Genomic DNA, 16,805 nt, shown 5'->3' with positions numbered 1-16,805 from the left:
CTTCTTCACCGCATAAGGCTCTGGATACCAGTTCAGGGCGCGTTTTGGTGTGCGCTGCGTCATGAACAGTGGACATGATCTGGCGGGCAGGGCATGCTTGACCGTGCCGCAAGGCCGCCCGATCAACGGATACACCCCATGTCGATTCTGGCAAGCGTCTACCACCTCACCCATTACAAATATGATCGCCCGGTTACACTTGGCCCGCAGATCATCCGCCTGCGGCCTGCACCGCACAGCCGGACGAGGGTGGTCTCCCACTCCCTCAAGATCAGCCCCAAACAGCATTTCGTCAATTACCAGCAGGATCCCTATGGGAACTGGATGGCGCGCTATGTGTTCCCAGATCCGGTGATGGAGCTGAAGATCGAGGTCGATCTGGTGGCCGACATGACCGTCTACAATCCGTTCGATTTCTTCGTCGAGGAATCCGCCGAAAATTGGCCATTCGAATATCCCGAGGACATTGCGCCGGATCTGGTGATCTACCGGACGCCCGAGCCGGCTGGCCCGCGGCTGAAAGCCTTCATGGACACGATCCCGCGCGGCAAAACCGGCACGGTGGATTTTGTAGTCGGTCTCAATGCCCGGCTGGCCAATGAAATCGGCTATGTGATCCGCATGGAGCCCGGCGTCCAGACGCCGGAGGAAACCTTCTCGACAGGCAAGGGCTCTTGCCGTGATTCAAGCTGGACGCTGGTGCAGATTCTCAGGCATCTGGGTTTTGCCGCGCGCTTCGTTTCGGGCTACCTGATCCAGCTCAAGCCCGATCTGGTGGCAATCGATGGTCCTGCCGGCACGGATCACGATTTCACCGACCTGCATGCCTGGACCGAGGTCTATCTGCCCGGCGCCGGCTGGATCGGTCTTGACCCGACCTCGGGCTTGCTGACCGGCGAAAGCCACATCCCGCTCGCCGCAACGCCGCATTTCCGCAATGCCGCGCCGATTTCCGGCCTCGCAAGCTATGCAGAGGTTGATTTCGCGTTCGACATGCGTGTTGATCGGATGGCCGAACATCCGCGCATCACCAAGCCGTTCAACGAGGAATCCTGGGCAGCGCTCGACACACTCGGTCACGATATCGACGCCAAGCTGAAGGAGGGCGATGTCCGCTTGACCATGGGCGGCGAACCGACCTTCGTGTCGATCGACGATTTCGAGAGCGAAGAGTGGAACACCGCCGCCGTCGGTCCGCAAAAGCGCGAGGCCGCCGACAAGCTGATCCGCCGGTTGCGCACACGCTTCGCTCCCGGCGGTTTCCTGCATTATGGCCAGGGCAAATGGTATCCCGGCGAAACCCTGCCGCGCTGGACCTTTTCGCTCTATTGGCGCCGCGACGGCAAGCCGATCTGGCACAATCCCGAACTCATCGCCGATGAGGGCACGGATACCGGTCAGGCGAGCCCCGAAACCGCCAAGCAGTTGCTCGCAGCCATTGCCGACAATCTGGGGATTGAAGACGATCATGTCGTCGCAGCCTATGAGGATCCGGCGGAATGGATCCTCAAGGAGGGCAACCTTCCTGACAATGTGACACCTGAAAACTCCAAGCTGGAAGACGCCGAGGAGCGTCACCGGATTGCGACTGTCTTCGGACGCGGACTGGCGACGCCTTCGGGCTTTGTACTGCCGGTTCAGCGCTGGCAGTCGAAAGCCGCCGGACATGGCTGGCGCTCTGAGAAATGGAAAACCCGGCGCGGCCATGTTTTCCTGGTGCCCGGCGACAGCCCTGTCGGTTATCGCCTGCCGCTCGGATCACTGCCGCATGTGCCGGAATCGTCCTATCCGTTCGTCAATCCGGCTGACCCCACCGAGCCACGCGGCGATTTGCCAGATCCCGTAGCTGCGGCAGCAGCACTCGCCGACGCGTTGTCCGATGCCCGCCCTGCCGAGGCTTCGGCACAGCCGGTTGCGCAGTTCACCGCTGCGGAGGCCACCCAGAACCGCGTCGAACAGAAAATCGGCGATCTGGACGGCGCCGTTCGCACCGCCATTTCGGTCGAACCCAGAGACGGACGACTGTGCATCTTCATGCCGCCGGTGGAAAAGGTAGAAGACTATCTCGAGCTGGTTTCCGCTGCTGAAGTTGCCGCTGACCGGCTTGGCCTGAAAGTCCATATCGAGGGCTACGGGCCGCCGCATGATCCGCGCCTCAATGTCATCCGCGTCGCACCCGATCCCGGCGTTGTTGAAGTCAATGTTCACCCCGCCAGCGACTGGGATGAATGCAAGGCGATCACCGAAGGTGTCTATGAGGAGGCGCGTCAGACCCGTCTTGGCGCCGACAAGTTCATGATCGACGGACGTCACACCGGCACCGGTGGCGGCAATCACGTGGTCGTCGGTGGCGCCACGCCGCTCGACAGCCCGTTTCTCCGCCGGCCTGACCTGCTCGCCAGTCTCATCCTGCACTGGCAGCGTCATCCAAGCCTGTCCTATCTGTTTTCCGGCCTGTTCATCGGCCCGACCAGCCAGGCGCCGCGCATCGACGAAGCCCGTCATGACAGCCTCTACGAGCTAGAGACGGCGCTCGAGCAGATCCCGCACCCCGATGCCGGCACCCCGCCGCTGCCGTGGCTGGTTGACCGCTTGCTGCGCAATCTGTTGACCGATGTCACCGGCAACACCCACCGGGCGGAAATCTGCATCGACAAGCTCTATTCGCCTGATGGCCCGACCGGCCGGCTTGGGCTGGTCGAATTCCGCGGCTTTGAAATGCCGCCGGAACCGCGCATGAGCCTGGCCCAGCAAGTCATGATCCGCGCTCTAGTGGCCCGGTTCTGGCAGAGCCCGGCCAAGGGCCGCTTCACCCGCTGGGGTACCACGCTGACTGACCGCTTCATGCTGCCGCATTTCATCTGGCAGGATTTTCTCGATGTGCTGCGCGATTTGCGCGATCACGGCTTTGATCTACGCTCCGAATGGTACGAGGCGCAGGCCGAATTCCGCTTCCCGTTCTGCGGCGAGGTGACATACGAGGGCGTCCGGCTCGAACTGCGTCAGGCGCTGGAGCCGTGGCATGTGCTGGGCGAAACCGGAGCCATCGGCGGCACCGTCCGCTACACCGACAGCTCCGTCGAGCGCTTGCAGGTCAAGCTCGAAACCGCCGATCCGTCCCGCTATGTTGTGGCCTGCAATGGCCGCCCGGTGCCTTTGACGGAAATGGGCCAGACCGGCTCCTCCGTTGGCGGTGTACGCTACAAGGCCTGGCAGCCGACGCTGGCGCTGCATCCGGTGCTGCCGGTCAATGCGCCTCTGACCTTCGACATTTTCGACACCTGGTCGGGCAAGGCCCTGGGTGGATGCGTCTACCATGTCGCCCATCCCGGCGGCCGCAGCTATGACACCTTCCCGGTCAACGGCAACGAAGCCGAAGCGCGCCGATTGGCACGGTTCGAGCACCGTGGTCATACGCCGGGTGCACCAATGCCGACTCCCGAAACGCCGCATCCGGAGTTTCCGTTCACGCTCGATCTGCGTCGCAAGCCGGGGATTTGAGCCGTGCCGGAACGAGCAGCGGCCGAAAATCCGGGGCGGCCGTCAATTTTGTCGGATTACACGCCCTTGCCCGGCGTGCCCGACGAATTGCTGGCGGCTGACGGCAGCATTCGTCCAGTCTGGGTCGGTCTGATTGCGCATCTGGACGCAATGAGGCCCGACGAGCGCGAGCGCGCCTTTGCCCGCGGTGCGCAATATCTGCGCGATGCGGGTGTGTTTGTGCGCAATTACGGCGAAGACAAAAGCCAGCGGGATTGGCCCTGGAGCCCGGTGCCGGTGATCCAGCCGGCCGACGAATGGCAGGCGCTGGCTGAGGGGCTTGCAGAGCGGGCAGATCTGCTCGAGGCCGTCGTGGCCGACCTCTATGGCGAAAACCGGCTTGTTGCCGAGGGCCATCTTCCCGCAGACGTCATTGCCTCAAATCCGGAATGGCTGCGCCCTCTGGTCGGGGTAAAACCGGCATCGGGCCATTTCCTGCATTTTGTGTCCTTTGAAATCGGGCGCGGACCCGATGGTGGCTGGTGGGTTCTGGGCGACCGGACCCAGGCCCCCTCCGGCGCCGGCTACGCCTTGGAAAACCGCGTGGCCTCGGCGCGATCCTATTCCGGATTTCTCAACAGCAGCAATGTTGAACGCCTGGCCGGGTTCTTCCGCGCCTTCCGCGACGGGCTCAACGCCTTGCGCCATGAAGAGGGCAGCCGCGCCGGCATCCTGACGCCGGGTCCGATGAACGAGACCTATTTCGAGCATGCCTATATCGCCCGTTATCTCGGCATGATGCTGCTCGAGGGTGATGACCTGACCGTTGACGATGGTCGCTTGATGGTGCGTACGGTCTCCGGTCTCAAGCCGATCAGCGTGTTATGGCGCAGGCTTGATGCGGCATGGGCTGATCCGCTGGAGCTGGAGGCGAGTTCGCGTCTGGGCACGCCCGGGCTACTGGGCGCTGTCCGCTCCGAAGGCGTGACCATGATCAACGCGCTTGGCGCCGGCATTCTCGAAAGTCGCGCTTTCCTTGCCTTCCTGCCGCGCCTGTCGGAAGTGCTGCATGGCAAGAAACTGGCCGTACCCAACCTTGCGACCTGGTGGTGCGGAGCCACGGATGAGCGTGCGCATGTGCGCGCCAACGCCGGCACCATGTTGATCGGACCGGCCAATTCGAACCGCTTGCCGCTCGAAGCCGAGCCGGGCGTTGTTCTGAGGGGCGACATGACGGCGATGGGAACCGATCTCGACACTTGGCTGGCAACTGAGGGCAGAAATCTGGTCGGCCAAGAGCTCGTGTCGCTGTCCACCACGCCGTGCTGGGATGACGGCGGCCTGAAACCAAAGCCGATGCGGATTCGGGTGTTCATGGCGCGCACCCGTGACGGCTGGCAGCTGATGCCCGGCGGCTTTGCCCGGCTGTCGGCGACCGGACAGGATCCGTCGGCGGTCTCGATCAGCCGCGGCGGCACTGTCGCCGATGTCTGGGTCGTGTCGGACACCCCGGTGCCGGAGGATTCCATGCTGGTGCAGACCGGTGAATCCTTCGTCCGCACCTCGCCGGGGCTGCTGCCGAGCCGTGCTGCCGACAACCTGTTCTGGCTCGGCCGCTACGTGGAGCGCGCTGAAGGACAGATGCGGCTGACGCGGGCCTATATGAGCCGGCTGGACGAAACCCCGTCGGGCGGCACGCCGCTGATGACGGCACTTGAAGCCTACCTTGAAGAACATACGCTTGATGTCTCGGAAGGTGTGCCGGCGGAGATTGCCAAAACCATTTCATTCGCCGTCAATGCCGCCAACCAGGTGCGTGACCGGTTCTCGGTCGATGCCTGGGCGTCGCTGGCTGACCTTGAGACCACTATTGAGAAGATGGGGCACACCGTCAGACCGGGCGAAGATGCAGCATCCGCAATGGGTGTGCTGTTGCGCAAGATCACCGGGTTTTCCGGGCTGGTGCACGACAACATGTACCGGTTCAGCGGCTGGCGTTTTCTGACCATCGGCCGGTCGCTGGAGCGCGCCCTCGCCATGGCTGATCTGCTGGCAACATTTAGCGAATGGCGCAGCCCGCATGGCGGCTTTGAGCTCTGCGTGGAATTCGGCGACAGCGTGATGACCCATCGCAGACGCTATCCGGTGACGGCCAGCCGCGACACTGTTGTCGACCTGCTGGCGCTTGACCCGCTCAATCCGCGCTCAATCGCGTTTCATATCGATGAAATCCGCGATCAGGTCAGCCTATTGCCCGGAGCTGATCTCAACGGACAATTGTCCGAATTGTCGCGGTCCGTGTTGCGGGTGCAGTCCGATCTCGCCGTGCTGACGCCACAGAGCCTCGATCAGGCCAAACTGGTCGAACTGGCTCAGGCAATTGGGCTGTTGACCAATGACATCCATGCACAGTTTCTCGATTGATGGCGATGCTCTACGATATCAGACTGACCATCGACTATGATTTTCAGGCGCCTGCCGCCGGCGCCCGTCAGATCCTGCGGGCCATGCCGATGGTGATCGAAGGCCGTCAGCGGCTGATTGCCGGCAGTGTGGATGTAGACCCGCAACCGGCAATGCTTGCCGAGCGTGAAGATTTTTTCGGCAACCGCTTGACCGAAATGGCGTTCAACGAACCGCACAGCAACATCGTGATGGCGCTCAGAGCCCGGGTTGAGGTCACCAGTGGCGCCGAACCCCGTGCGGCTTCGGTTGATCTGCCCAGCCTCGCCAGGGCGATTGAAGCCGAGACCGATCTCGGACCCCGCTCACCGTTGCATTTTCTGGCTGCGTCCTCCTATGCCAGGCCGGATGCAGCGATTGCCAAATGGGCCCGACATCATCTTCGCACTGGCGAGCCTTGCGCAGACATCGTCGCCGGGCTGGGTTTGGCGCTGCACCGGGAAATGCGCTTTGACGCAGACGCCACCACGGTGGATACGCCGGCGGCGGAAGCCTTTGCCAATCGGCATGGTGTCTGTCAGGATTTCACCCATATCATGATCATCGCGCTCAGGAGCCTTGGCATTCCCTCGGGCTATGTCAGCGGCTATTTGAGAACCTTGCCGCCGCCCGGACAGGAACGGCTTGAAGGTGCAGATGCCATGCATGCCTGGGTGTCGGCCTGGTGCGGTCCCGGCGTCGGCTGGGTCGAATATGATCCGACCAATGCAACATTTGCCGGAACCGATCATATCGTGGTCGGCTATGGTCGCGATTATGCCGACGTCGCCCCGGTGCGCGGCGCCATGCGCACGGCTGGCGGGCAGACCAGCAATCAGTCAGTCGACGTGGCTCCGGTCAGCGAATAGGTCTGACAGGCCGTTCAGCGTCCGCGGATGCGCGGATCGAGCGCGTCGCGCAGGCCATCACCGATATAGTTGACGCTCAGCACGGTCAGCGAAATCGCCAGTCCCGGCCAGAACACCCGCTCGGGATACTGCTGCAGATAATCGATCGCATCAAACAGCAACCGGCCCCAGGTCGGAAAATCCGGCGGGAAGCCGAGCCCGAGGAACGACAGCGCGGATTCGGTGATGATCGCCGTGGCGATCCCGAGCGTTGCCGAGACCATGATCGGGGAGAGCACATTGGGCAGGATGTGACGCAGGATCATGCGCCGCGACGGGGTGCCGATAGACCGGGCTGCCAGCACGAATTCGCGTTCCTTGAGCGCCAGAACTTCGCCCCGCACAATGCGCGCGGTCTGCATCCAGCTGGTCACCCCGATGGCCGAAACGATCAGGATGAAGGTCCCCATCTCGGGCCCGAAACTGCGCGCCAGCGTCTCGCGAAACAGCATCACCATGACCAAGAGCAGCGGCAACAGCGGCAGCGCCAGAAACAGGTTGGTCAACCCCATCAGAAGACCGTCAAGTCTCTGGAAAAATCCGGAGGTCACACCGACAAGCGTACCCAGCAGCACACTGATCAGCATGGCGGTCAGGCCAACGGCGATGGACACCTGTCCGCCCGCCATCATCCGCGCCAGGATATCACGGCCCAACTGGTCGGTGCCAAAGGGGTGAGCCATCATCGGTCCGGAATTGCGGGCCCGGATGTCAATGAAGGTCGGCTCCAGCGTCCAGATAAACGGACCGATGGTCACCGCCAGCACGATGAACAGAAAGATGGCGGCGCCAAACAGCGCGCCTTTGTGGGTCTTGAACTGATCCCACACATCCCACCACTGCGAGCGGCCGGAGGTGTCGGGCCCTGCCGGGGCTATAATCGGGGCATCAGTCATAGCGGATCCTCGGATCAAGCAGGCCGTAGAGAACGTCCGCGATCAGGTTGCACAGCACGATCAGCACAGCGAAGATGAAGGCAAGCGTCTGCACCATCGGCAGGTCATTGGCGTAGATGGCGGTGATCAGCAATTGCCCCAGGCCATTCACCTTGAAGATCTGTTCGGTAATGATGGCGCCGCCAAAAATCGAGGGAATGCCCAGCGCGATCACGGTGACCACCGGGATCATCGAGTTGCGCAACACATGCACCAGCAACACCACTTTCTCGGTCATGCCCTTGGCGCGCGCGGTGCGGACATAATCATGATTGAGATTGTCGAGCATCGAGGCGCGCATGAACCGCGACAACTGCGCCGTTGTCTGCAAGGCCAGCACCAGGACCGGCAGGGTCATCTGCCTGACCTGCTGGCCAAAGCTCTCGAAATCATTGACCACCAGCGTGGTGTCGTAAATCGATGGAAACCAGGGCAGCATGATTGCGAAAAACACGATCATCAGCACGCCCGAGAAGAATGGCGGCACCGAAAATCCGATCATCGACACGAAGGTGCCGATTTGATCGAACCAGGAATATTGCTTGTAGGCCGAAATGATGCCGATCGGCAGGGCGATCATCACGCCGACCACATAGGCAAGTCCGACAACCCAGGCCGTCTGCGGCAAGCGCTGGATGATGATGTCGAAGACCGGTGCGCGGAATTGCCAGGAGACAATGCGCTGCATGCCTTCGGAGAAACTCGTTCCAACCGCCCAGTCGATGAACACCAGTGGCTCGACCCAGAAGAACTGCTTGGCCCAGAGCAGGTAACGGATATAGGCAGGCGAATCGAGCCCGAGTGCATCGCGCATCTTCTGGCGCACATCCGGCGGGATACTGAGCGGCTGGTTGGCGAGCGGATCGCCAGGCGCCAGATCCAGCAGCAGGAAAATGATCAGACTGATGAGCACAAGCGTCGGTACGGCCAACATGAGTCGTCTGAATATGAATGTCAGCATTGGCGACGCCTCGGTTCAGCAGTATGGCGCGGAAAAATCGCAGCAAGCATGGATGGCCCCGCCGGAGCGGGACCATCCGTTTTCTGCATTACTTGATGCGGTACCAGTCCGCGACATTCCAAAGTTCGGAATCCCAGGTGTTGAGCACAACACCGCCGAGGCTGTTGGCATGCGCCGAAACGCGGCCACGATCGACCAGCGGTACGATTGTCATCGATTCCTTGGTGATCATCTCGTTGAGCTTCTTGGCGATTTCGGCGCGCTTGGAGATTTCGCCGGTTTTGCCGAGCTCGGCGACCAGTTCGTCATAAGCCGGATCGCAGTAGCGGTTGATGTTCTCACCCTGCCACTGTGATTCAGGCTTAGGAGCCTTCTCGCAGGTGTACTGGCCAAGATACTGCTCCGGATCGGTGCCGTCGAAGTTGTTGGCGTACATCTCCACGTCCGCATAAAACTTCTGGAAGGTGTCGGGAGAAGCCGGATCGCCGCCGAAGAACACCGAACCGTCAATGTTCTTGAGTTCGGTTTCGACGCCGACGTCAGACCACCACTGCTTGATCAGCGCCTGGAAGTCCTGACGCACGGCATTGGTTGAAGACTGGAACAGAAGCTTGAGCTTCTTTCCGTCCTTTTCGCGGACGCCATCACCACCAACGGCCCAGCCGGCTTCATCCAGAAGTGCCTTGGCACCGTCCACATCCTGAGCAATGCAATCCGTGTTGGGCGAAGCAAACAGTTCCGGTGCAGGCACCAGGTTGCAGGTCGGACGTCCGGCCTGGCCGTAACCGATTTCAACCAGCAGGGTGCGGTCGATGGCCATGGAAAGCGCCTGCCGTACCTTGAGATCGGAAAGGATCGGGTGCGGATGCTTGGCAGTTGAACGCTCGCCTTCAGCCAAGTCAGGCGATGGATCAGTCATGTTCATTTCAATGCGCTCGACCAGCGTACCGAAACCGGAAACAGGCGTGCCCTTGCCGCCTTCTGCCATCTGGGCAATGACTTCGGGAGCCAGCTGCAGGTTCCACGCATAGTCGAATTCGCCGGTTTCCATAACCGCGCGACCGGCAGAAGCCGCGTCGCCGCCGCCCTTGAAGGTCAGTGTCGCAAACGCCGGCTTGGCGGGGTCGCGATAGTTTTCATTGGCCTTCATGGTGATGACGTCGTTCGGCTTGAAGTCGGTGACGACAAACGGTCCGGTGCCGATCGGGCCAAAATTGGCCGAGGTGCATTCCTGGGCCTTCGCGCCAAGGCAATCCTTGAACTGTGCTGCCTGGATGACTGGCGACTGACCACCAACAAACGCAGCATACGGAACAGGCTTCGGCGAGTCGAACTTGACGATGACCGTAAGGTCGTCGGGTGTTTCAATGCTTTCGACATTGTCGAATTTTGCGCTTTGGGCACAGCCCCCGTCTGGCGCCATGCAGTAGTCTGCTGTGAACTTGACGTCAGCCGAGGTCACTGGGGTGCCGTCAGACCACAACAGGCCTTCCTTCAGCTTCCAGGTAATCGATGTCAGATCAGCGGAAACACCGCCGTTTTCAACGGTCGGGATTTCGTCGACAAGATAGGGAACCAGAGCTCCCTTTTCGTCAAAGCGTGCCAGCGGCTCGACGATGAGCGAGGAAGCTTCAATGTCCTTGGTGCCGCCCGAGAGGTACGGGTTGAGGATCGAGGGCGCCTGCCAGTAAATGATCTTGACGTCGCCGTCTGTGCCGCGTTCGGCATGGGCGATAGGTGCAATCGCCATCGCGGCAACGGCGCCCATCAGAATGGTCTTAAGTCTCATGGCTGTCTCCTTTTTGAACTTCTAGTTCGTTGTTTTGCCGTTGGTTGGTTCCCCGGTCTTTGTCATGCTCTCCGAATACAGGTGGCATGCCACCTGTCTTCCGTCTCCGAAGTCATAGACGCTGGGCTCGATCTGCCGGCAGATATCCATGACTTTGGGGCATCGGGTAGAAAAATTGCAGCCCTTGGGTGGGTTGGCGGGCGAGGGCACGTCACCCTGCAGCACGATCGGGGTCCGGTTCCGTTCGGAGTCGGGATCGGGTTCGGGAACCGCCGACAGCAGCGCCTGGGAGTAGGGATGCAACGGGTCGGCAAACAACAGTTCGCGCGATGCGACTTCAACGATCCGTCCCAGATACATCACCGCCACGCGGTCGGCGATATGGCGCACCATCGACAGGTCGTGGCTGATGAACAGATAGGTCAGATTCAACCGCTTCTGCAGGTTTTCGAGCAGATTGACCACCTGCGCCTGGATCGACACGTCAAGGGCAGCGATCGGTTCGTCACAGACGATGAATTTGGGATTGAGCGCCAGGGCCCGGGCAATGCCGATGCGCTGGCGCTGGCCGCCGGAAAATTCATGCGGATAGCGTTTGGCAAAGGCATGGTTGAGCCCGACCCAGTCCATCAGCTCATAGATCCGCGCAAGCCGTTCATCCGAGGCCAGCTTCATGTGCTCGTCGAGCGGCTCGCCGATAATATTGGCGACCGTCATCCGCGGATTGAGGCTGGCCTGCGGATCCTGGAAGATCATCTGCATCATCGGCCGCTTTGACCGCAGGCTGTCGCGGTCGACATGGGCTATCTCTGAGCCGTTGATTTCGACGGTGCCGGCGGTGACATCGTAAAGTCGCAGGATGGAGCGTCCGACCGTGGACTTGCCGCAGCCGGATTCGCCGACCAGACCAAGTGTCTCGCCGGGCATGATGTCGAAACTGATGCCATCGACGGCCTTGATGTCGCCGACATGCGTCCGGAACAGTCCCGAATGGATCGGGAAATACATCTTCAGGTCGCGGACCTTGACCAGCGGGCGTGCAGGGTCAGCGTCAGCCGTGTGGGTGACTTCAGCCATTGACGGCCTCCGGCTCTGGCGTTGACGCCTTGTCCAGCAGGAAACAGGCGGCGCGATGCCCCGGCGCTGCCGTTGCATAAAGAGCCGGATTTTCCACCGCACACCGGTCGAAGGCATATTTGCACCGGTTGCGGAACGAGCAAGCAACCGGCGCCTCGTACATGATCGGCGGTTGCCCCTCGATGACCTGCAATTTCTCGGCGCGCGGGCCGCGTACGGCTGGCACGGTCTTCAGCAAAGCCTGCGTGTAGGGGTGCTGCGGGTCCTTGAAAATCTGGTTGACCGGACCTTCTTCGACCACCTGGCCGGCATACATCACCATCACCCTGTCAGCGATTCCGGCAATGACGCCAAGATCGTGGGTGATCCAGATAATCGCCATGCCGAGCTTCCGGCGCAGGTCTTTCACCAGCTCGATGATCTGTGCCTGAAGGGTGACATCCAGCGCCGTCGTCGGCTCGTCAGCGATCAGCACCTTCGGATCGCAGGCCAGTGCAATGGCGATCATCACGCGCTGACGCATGCCACCTGAGAACTGATGCGGAAAATCCTTCAGCCGTCGTTCGGGATCTGGAATGCCGACCAGTTGCAGAAGCTCAATCGAACGCGTTCGTGCCTCGGCTTTTGAGAGACCGAGATGCGCCCGCAACGGCTCCGCCAGTTGAAAGCCGATCGTATAGACCGGATTGAGAGATGTCATAGGGTCCTGAAAGATGAAGCCGATTTTGGACCCGCGCACCTGTCGCAGTTCCTCCGGGCTGATCTTGAGCAGGTCCTGACCATCGAACATCACCGTACCGTTCCGCATCTCCGCAGGCGGAGACGGCAACAGCCGCAACAGCGACATCATGGTCACCGATTTTCCGGAACCGCTTTCCCCCACCACGCCGAGCAATTCGTCGGGATGTAGATGGAAGTCGACTGAGTTCACCGCGTGCACTTCACCGCCGCGGGTACGGAAAACCGTATTAAGCCCTTTAACATCCAGAATTGGCAAAGCCGTGTCTGGCATACTGTACCCCTCGGGAATGTTTTCCCGTTATTTTTTGTTGCCGGTCTGATCTTTCGATTGCCGGTTGCCCTTACTATTGACCAATTTTCCCGTGGTTGACCAGTGGGGTTTTTGAAATTGAGTGATAAGTGTTCAAACGCCGCGTCATTCGACAGGAGATTTCCCGCAGAACCGGCTATGGACAAGGCTCCTCAGAGCGAACAAAGATGTGGAAATCGGCTGTAACTCGAAAATCACAACATTGGTTTGGGTAAAATGATGGAAAAATATTCTAATTCTCGAGACATTCTGGCAAAGCTGGTTTCCTTCCCTACGGTAAGCCGGGACACCAATCTGCCGCTTGTCGAGTGGGTAGAATCCTATCTCGAGAGCTTCGGAATTGCCTCGGAGCGGATCCCCAGCCCCTGCGGCACGAAGGCGCATCTCTATGCCCAGACCGGTCCGAATATCGACGGCGGCGTCATTTTGTCAGGTCACACCGATGTGGTTCCGGTCGAGGGCCAGAACTGGTCAACCGATCCCTGGGCACTGACCGAGCGGGATGGAAAATTGTTCGGGCGCGGGTCCTGCGACATGAAGGGCTTTGATGCGCTGGCGCTGCTCGCCATGGCGCGCGCCTCGACACGCCCGCTCATGCGGCCTTTGCAATTGGCGCTGTCATTTGATGAAGAAGTCGGCTGTGTCGCTGTCGTTGATCTGGTTGAAACCATGCTCGGCGCTCTGCCGCGCGCCCGCGAAGTCATTGTCGGTGAACCGACGATGATGCGGGTGGTCACCGGCCACAAGGGCGGGCTTGGCTACCGGGTCCATGTCCGCGGCTTCGAGGTCCATTCGTCGCTTTTGCCCTATGGCGTCAGCGCCATTATGCAGGCGGCAAAACTGATCGAGTGGGCCAACCAGCGCAATGCCGAAAATGTAGCGCGCACACCGTCTGAACTTGCCGCGCCGTTCGAGCCGCCTTTCACCACGCTGCATGTCGGCACCATTGAAGGCGGCACCGCGCACAACATCACCGCCAAGGATTGCCACTTCTTCATCGAATTCCGCTTTGTCCCCGGGGAAAGCCCCGAGGAATGGGCAAGCCTCTTCGAAGCCAAGGCAGCCGAGCTGACAGCCGAGATGCAGAAAATCCATCCCGATACCGGAATTGATCTGACGCGCGGATTTGGCCTCCCGGCGCTGACGCCCGAGACAGATGGCCCAGCCGAAACGCTGGCGCGGCGCTTGACCGGCGACAACGGCCGGCACGTGGTCAGCTACGGTACCGAAGGCAGCCAGTTCCAGACCCGCGGTTATTCCACCGTGATCTGCGGCCCCGGCGACATCGCCCAGGCGCATCAGCCCGACGAGTTCTTGTCGCTCGAACAGCTTGCCGCCGGCGAAGCGTTCATGGACAGGCTTCTCGATACGCTGTGTGCCTGAAGCGGGCCGTACCCGCTTTAGCTCAACGAGGTGCGAGATACTCGATCAGACAGGGTCGCGGAAGTTCCTTGAGTGCCGCGATCAGCTCGTCCTGACTTGCAACTCGTCGAGACGGTAGTCCGTAGGCACTGGCCACGATTGAGAAATCCGGTGCCGATGGGGTGACGCCGATCGGCGCTATGCTGGCCGACACCATTGATGTCTCGATTTCCATGTAACCGGAATTGTTCCAGACCAGGAACGCGACATCGGCGTTGCAATCGCGCGCGCTGCCGAGTTCGGCCAGGGTGAACTGAAACCCGCCATCGCCCAGAAGTGCGACAGCTGGGCGGCCGGGTTGGCCGAGCGCAGCTCCAATCGCGGCTGGTGCAGCGTAACCCAATGTGCCAAAGCCGGTGGCGGAATTGAACCAGGCGGTTTCCCGCGGCGCTTCAACATACATGTTGCCGGCATAGATCAGTTGGGTTGAATCTCCGACCAGTGTGGCGTCGGGCATGGCACGCCAGATTTCGTGGCAAAGATCGATATGGCTGCCATACGTCTCGCCGATCTCGGCCAAGGCGAGTTCACGCACAGCCTTGCTGCGCTTTGCCCCGTCACCGGTTGATTTTCGTGCCCACGCATCCCTGTTCGAGAGCATGTTGTCAAGGAATGAGCCGAGGTCAGCTGTGACCGGCAAGGCCGGCAATGGTCCGCGCGCCAGTTGAGCGCTGTCGATATCGACCCGGATCAGGTTTTTGGGCAGCGTGAAGCCGCCATCCTCATACATGTCGCAATCGGTCGGCCCCAATTCGGTTCCCAGAGCCAGTACAAGATCAGCTGTCATCAGCAAATCCCGGACGCAGGCCAGGCTTGGGCTAGCGGGCAGATCGAGATCGTGGCCCGCCATGATGCCTCGGGAATTGGTGGTGCTGATCACCGGGGCATCAAGCGCCTGGGCGAAGTTCCGGACAGCCGAGGCGTGAGCAACAGCGCCGCCACCAATCAGGATCACCGGCATTTTTGCATCAGCGCACATACGCTGGGCCGTCGCCAGATCAGCCGCCGACGGGTTCGGGCGAGGGTTTAACGGCATTGTGAAGGTCTGCTTTCCGGCAGGCAGCTTCATGATGTCGGTGGGAATCTCGATATGTACAGGGCCGGGGCGGCCGCTGGTCATGACGGCAAAAGCCTGCGCGAGCACATCGGACAGCTGTGCCGGATCGGTGAGCGTGAAGGACCGCAGCGCCACGGTGCTGACAAGTCCGGACTGGTCGGGGAGTTCATGCAGATGACCGCGCCCATTGCCCAGTGTCGCAGTCGCATTGACCCCGGAGATCACCAGCATCGGAATGCTGTCGGCCCGCGCCTGCGCCATGGCCGTAAGTGTGTTGGTCAGGCCCGGGCCGGTGATGACAATGCACACGCCGGGACGTCCGGTGACCCGCGCATAGCCATCCGCCATGAAGCCGGCGCCCTGTTCATGGCGCGGCGTTATGTGGCGGATCGCACTGTCGGCCAGTCCGCGATAAAGTTCGATGGTGTGAACACCGGGAATGCCGAAGACGGTGTCGACACCGGCCTGTTCCAGCATCACGACAAGCGCTTCGCCAACAGTCATAGGGCGGTCGTGCATCAGATTGTCCCCACAAAGCGCGCGATGCGCCGGGAGGCTTCTTCAACCGCCACGTCCGGCACGGTCAGGCTGAGCCGTACCAGCTTGCCGCCGCTGTCGCCGAAGGAGGATCCCGGCATCACCGCAACGCCGGCCTCGAGCAGGCGCCAGGCAAATGTTTCGCCATCAAGGCCGGTGCCGGACACATCCAGCACGATGAACATGCCTGCCTGCGGGCGGAACGGCACAATGCCGTCAACCTTTTCAAGCCGGTCGGCAAAAACGCCAGAGCGCCGTTTGTAGGAGTCCCGCATCAGCGCTGATGTCTGCATATCGGAGGTCAGCGCAAACGCTGTCATGTCGGCGATGAAGGGCTGATTGCCAAACAGCATGGTTTCCGAAAGCGGCAACAGTTTTTCGCAAAACTCGTGCGGGCCGACAGCCCATCCGCTTCGAAAGCCCGGTGCGGCATGCGACTTGGAGATCGACGAGACTGCGATGACAAGGTCAGCAAGATCGGGATTATCGAATGGCGAGGCGAAAACGCCGTCAAATACCAACTCTTCATACACCTCGTCAGCAATTATCCAGATGTCATGCTTTTGACAGACTGCGCCAATCTTGGCCAATTCGCCAGCCTCAAGCACGGCGCCGGTCGGATTGTGCGGCGAATTCAACAGCAGCACGCGGGAGTGGGGCGTAATCGAGGCTTCAAGATCTTCAGCGGTCATCCGGAACCCGTTCTCCGGTCTCAGCGGCACCGATTGCCGATGCGCGCCGCTGGCAACGATGACGCCTTCATAGGTGGCGTAGAACGGATCGCCGACCAGCACACCGTCACCCGGACCGGTCAGGGCCATCATGGTCGCAAACAGCGCTGTCTGGGTGCCGGGAAAACACAGCACATTGTTGACGTCCACGTCAGCACGTCGCTTTGCATAGCGGGCCGCAATCGCCTCGAGCAGTTTCGGCTCGCCGCGGCCGCTCGAATAGCCGGTGCGCCCGGCAAGCATCGACTGATGACAGACTTCGAAGAGGCGCGGATCCGGCGGCAAATCGGGCTCGCCGATGGTCAGCTCGATGATGTCGGCGCCTTCGGCCTTCATCTCCCGGCAGCGCTGGTGAATGGCCCATTTGGCGCCGCCGGTGTGAGCCAGACGATCTGTGATTGCGGCATATTGCATT

The 16,805-nt window shown here is 60.9% G+C and carries 11 protein-coding genes; 4 read left to right on the top strand and 7 right to left on the bottom strand.

The features are described 5' to 3' along the window. Nucleotides 1-138 precede the first annotated feature (138 nt). Genes IMCC20628_RS14685 through IMCC20628_RS14675 form a run of 3 tightly spaced genes read left to right on the top strand, consistent with a single transcriptional unit; the run spans nt 139 to nt 6,791 of the window. Entirely contained in the window at nt 139-3,501 is a 3,363-nt protein-coding gene (locus IMCC20628_RS14685; protein ID WP_047030840.1) for a transglutaminase family protein, read from the top strand. A gap of 3 nt (nt 3,502-3,504) precedes the next feature. Continuing rightward, nucleotides 3,505-5,904: a circularly permuted type 2 ATP-grasp protein gene (locus tag IMCC20628_RS14680; protein ID WP_047030839.1), complete on the top strand. Its 2,400-nt coding sequence runs from the start codon at nt 3,505-3,507 to the stop codon at nt 5,902-5,904. Nucleotides 5,905-5,909: 5 nt separating this feature from the next. Next, nucleotides 5,910-6,791 carry a transglutaminase family protein gene (locus IMCC20628_RS14675; protein WP_047032605.1) on the top strand — a complete coding sequence of 294 codons (882 nt, stop codon included), beginning with the start codon at nt 5,910-5,912 and terminating at the stop codon, nt 6,789-6,791. 14 nt (nt 6,792-6,805) lie between these two features. Here IMCC20628_RS14675 and IMCC20628_RS14670 read toward each other — a convergent pair whose 3' ends face one another. The 5 genes from IMCC20628_RS14670 to IMCC20628_RS14650 all read right to left on the bottom strand — a co-directional run bounded on the left by IMCC20628_RS14670 (nt 6,806) and on the right by IMCC20628_RS14650 (nt 12,604). Beyond that, nucleotides 6,806-7,726, bottom strand: coding sequence for an ABC transporter permease (locus tag IMCC20628_RS14670; protein ID WP_047030838.1), 921 nt, complete (start codon nt 7,724-7,726; stop codon nt 6,806-6,808). Beyond that, entirely contained in the window at nt 7,719-8,726 is a 1,008-nt protein-coding gene (locus tag IMCC20628_RS14665) for an ABC transporter permease (RefSeq protein ID WP_047030837.1), read from the bottom strand. The genes IMCC20628_RS14670 and IMCC20628_RS14665 overlap by 8 nt, the downstream gene beginning before the upstream one ends. 88 nt (nt 8,727-8,814) lie before the next feature. Continuing rightward, entirely contained in the window at nt 8,815-10,515 is a 1,701-nt protein-coding gene (locus IMCC20628_RS14660) for a peptide ABC transporter substrate-binding protein (protein WP_047030836.1), read from the bottom strand. A 21-nt stretch (nt 10,516-10,536) separates the two neighbouring features. Then, nucleotides 10,537-11,592, bottom strand: a complete 1,056-nt coding sequence (locus IMCC20628_RS14655) for a dipeptide ABC transporter ATP-binding protein (RefSeq protein ID WP_047030835.1) — start codon at nt 11,590-11,592, stop codon at nt 10,537-10,539. After that, nucleotides 11,585-12,604, bottom strand: coding sequence for an ABC transporter ATP-binding protein (locus IMCC20628_RS14650; RefSeq protein ID WP_047030834.1), 1,020 nt, complete (start codon nt 12,602-12,604; stop codon nt 11,585-11,587). The genes IMCC20628_RS14655 and IMCC20628_RS14650 overlap by 8 nt, the downstream gene beginning before the upstream one ends. Before the next feature lie 258 nt (nt 12,605-12,862). On the opposite strand from IMCC20628_RS14650, the gene argE reads away from it, so the two are divergent. Then, a complete protein-coding gene (gene argE / locus IMCC20628_RS14645) occupies nt 12,863-14,026 on the top strand; it encodes an acetylornithine deacetylase (RefSeq protein WP_047032604.1) in 1,164 nt (387 codons plus the stop codon). A 22-nt stretch (nt 14,027-14,048) separates the two neighbouring features. Here argE and IMCC20628_RS14640 read toward each other — a convergent pair whose 3' ends face one another. Both IMCC20628_RS14640 and IMCC20628_RS14635 read right to left on the bottom strand, forming a co-directional pair. Further along, the gene (locus IMCC20628_RS14640; protein WP_047030833.1) at nt 14,049-15,641 is read right to left on the bottom strand and encodes a 5-guanidino-2-oxopentanoate decarboxylase; all 1,593 of its coding nucleotides are present in this window, start codon (nt 15,639-15,641) and stop codon (nt 14,049-14,051) included. After that, a complete protein-coding gene (locus IMCC20628_RS14635) occupies nt 15,641-16,804 on the bottom strand; it encodes a pyridoxal phosphate-dependent aminotransferase (protein WP_047030832.1) in 1,164 nt (387 codons plus the stop codon). Before IMCC20628_RS14635 ends, IMCC20628_RS14640 begins: the two co-directional genes overlap by 1 nt. Nucleotide 16,805: the final 1 nt, after the last annotated feature.

The organism is Hoeflea sp. IMCC20628, assembly GCF_001011155.1.
In the GTDB taxonomy this organism is placed as follows: Bacteria; Pseudomonadota; Alphaproteobacteria; order Rhizobiales; family Rhizobiaceae; genus Hoeflea.
The sequence above is the reverse complement of the archived record's forward strand: the minus strand, read 5'-3'. Positions and strand labels throughout refer to the sequence as shown.

What these genes read in the sequence shown, in the direction of transcription:
- IMCC20628_RS14685 (WP_047030840.1), top strand. Translation starts at nt 139, where the DNA reads ATGTCGATTCTGGCAAGCGTCTACCACCTCACCCATTACAAATATGAT.
- IMCC20628_RS14675 (WP_047032605.1), top strand. Translation starts at nt 5,910, where the DNA reads ATGCTCTACGATATCAGACTGACCATCGACTATGATTTTCAGGCGCCT.
- IMCC20628_RS14670 (WP_047030838.1), bottom strand. Translation starts at nt 7,726, where the DNA reads ATGACTGATGCCCCGATTATAGCCCCGGCAGGGCCCGACACCTCCGGC.
- IMCC20628_RS14665 (WP_047030837.1), bottom strand. Translation starts at nt 8,726, where the DNA reads ATGCTGACATTCATATTCAGACGACTCATGTTGGCCGTACCGACGCTT.
- IMCC20628_RS14660 (WP_047030836.1), bottom strand. Translation starts at nt 10,515, where the DNA reads ATGAGACTTAAGACCATTCTGATGGGCGCCGTTGCCGCGATGGCGATT.
- IMCC20628_RS14655 (WP_047030835.1), bottom strand. Translation starts at nt 11,592, where the DNA reads ATGGCTGAAGTCACCCACACGGCTGACGCTGACCCTGCACGCCCGCTG.
- IMCC20628_RS14650 (WP_047030834.1), bottom strand. Translation starts at nt 12,604, where the DNA reads ATGCCAGACACGGCTTTGCCAATTCTGGATGTTAAAGGGCTTAATACG.
- argE (WP_047032604.1), top strand. Translation starts at nt 12,863, where the DNA reads ATGGAAAAATATTCTAATTCTCGAGACATTCTGGCAAAGCTGGTTTCC.
- IMCC20628_RS14640 (WP_047030833.1), bottom strand. Translation starts at nt 15,641, where the DNA reads ATGCACGACCGCCCTATGACTGTTGGCGAAGCGCTTGTCGTGATGCTG.
- IMCC20628_RS14635 (WP_047030832.1), bottom strand. Translation starts at nt 16,804, where the DNA reads ATGCAATATGCCGCAATCACAGATCGTCTGGCTCACACCGGCGGCGCC.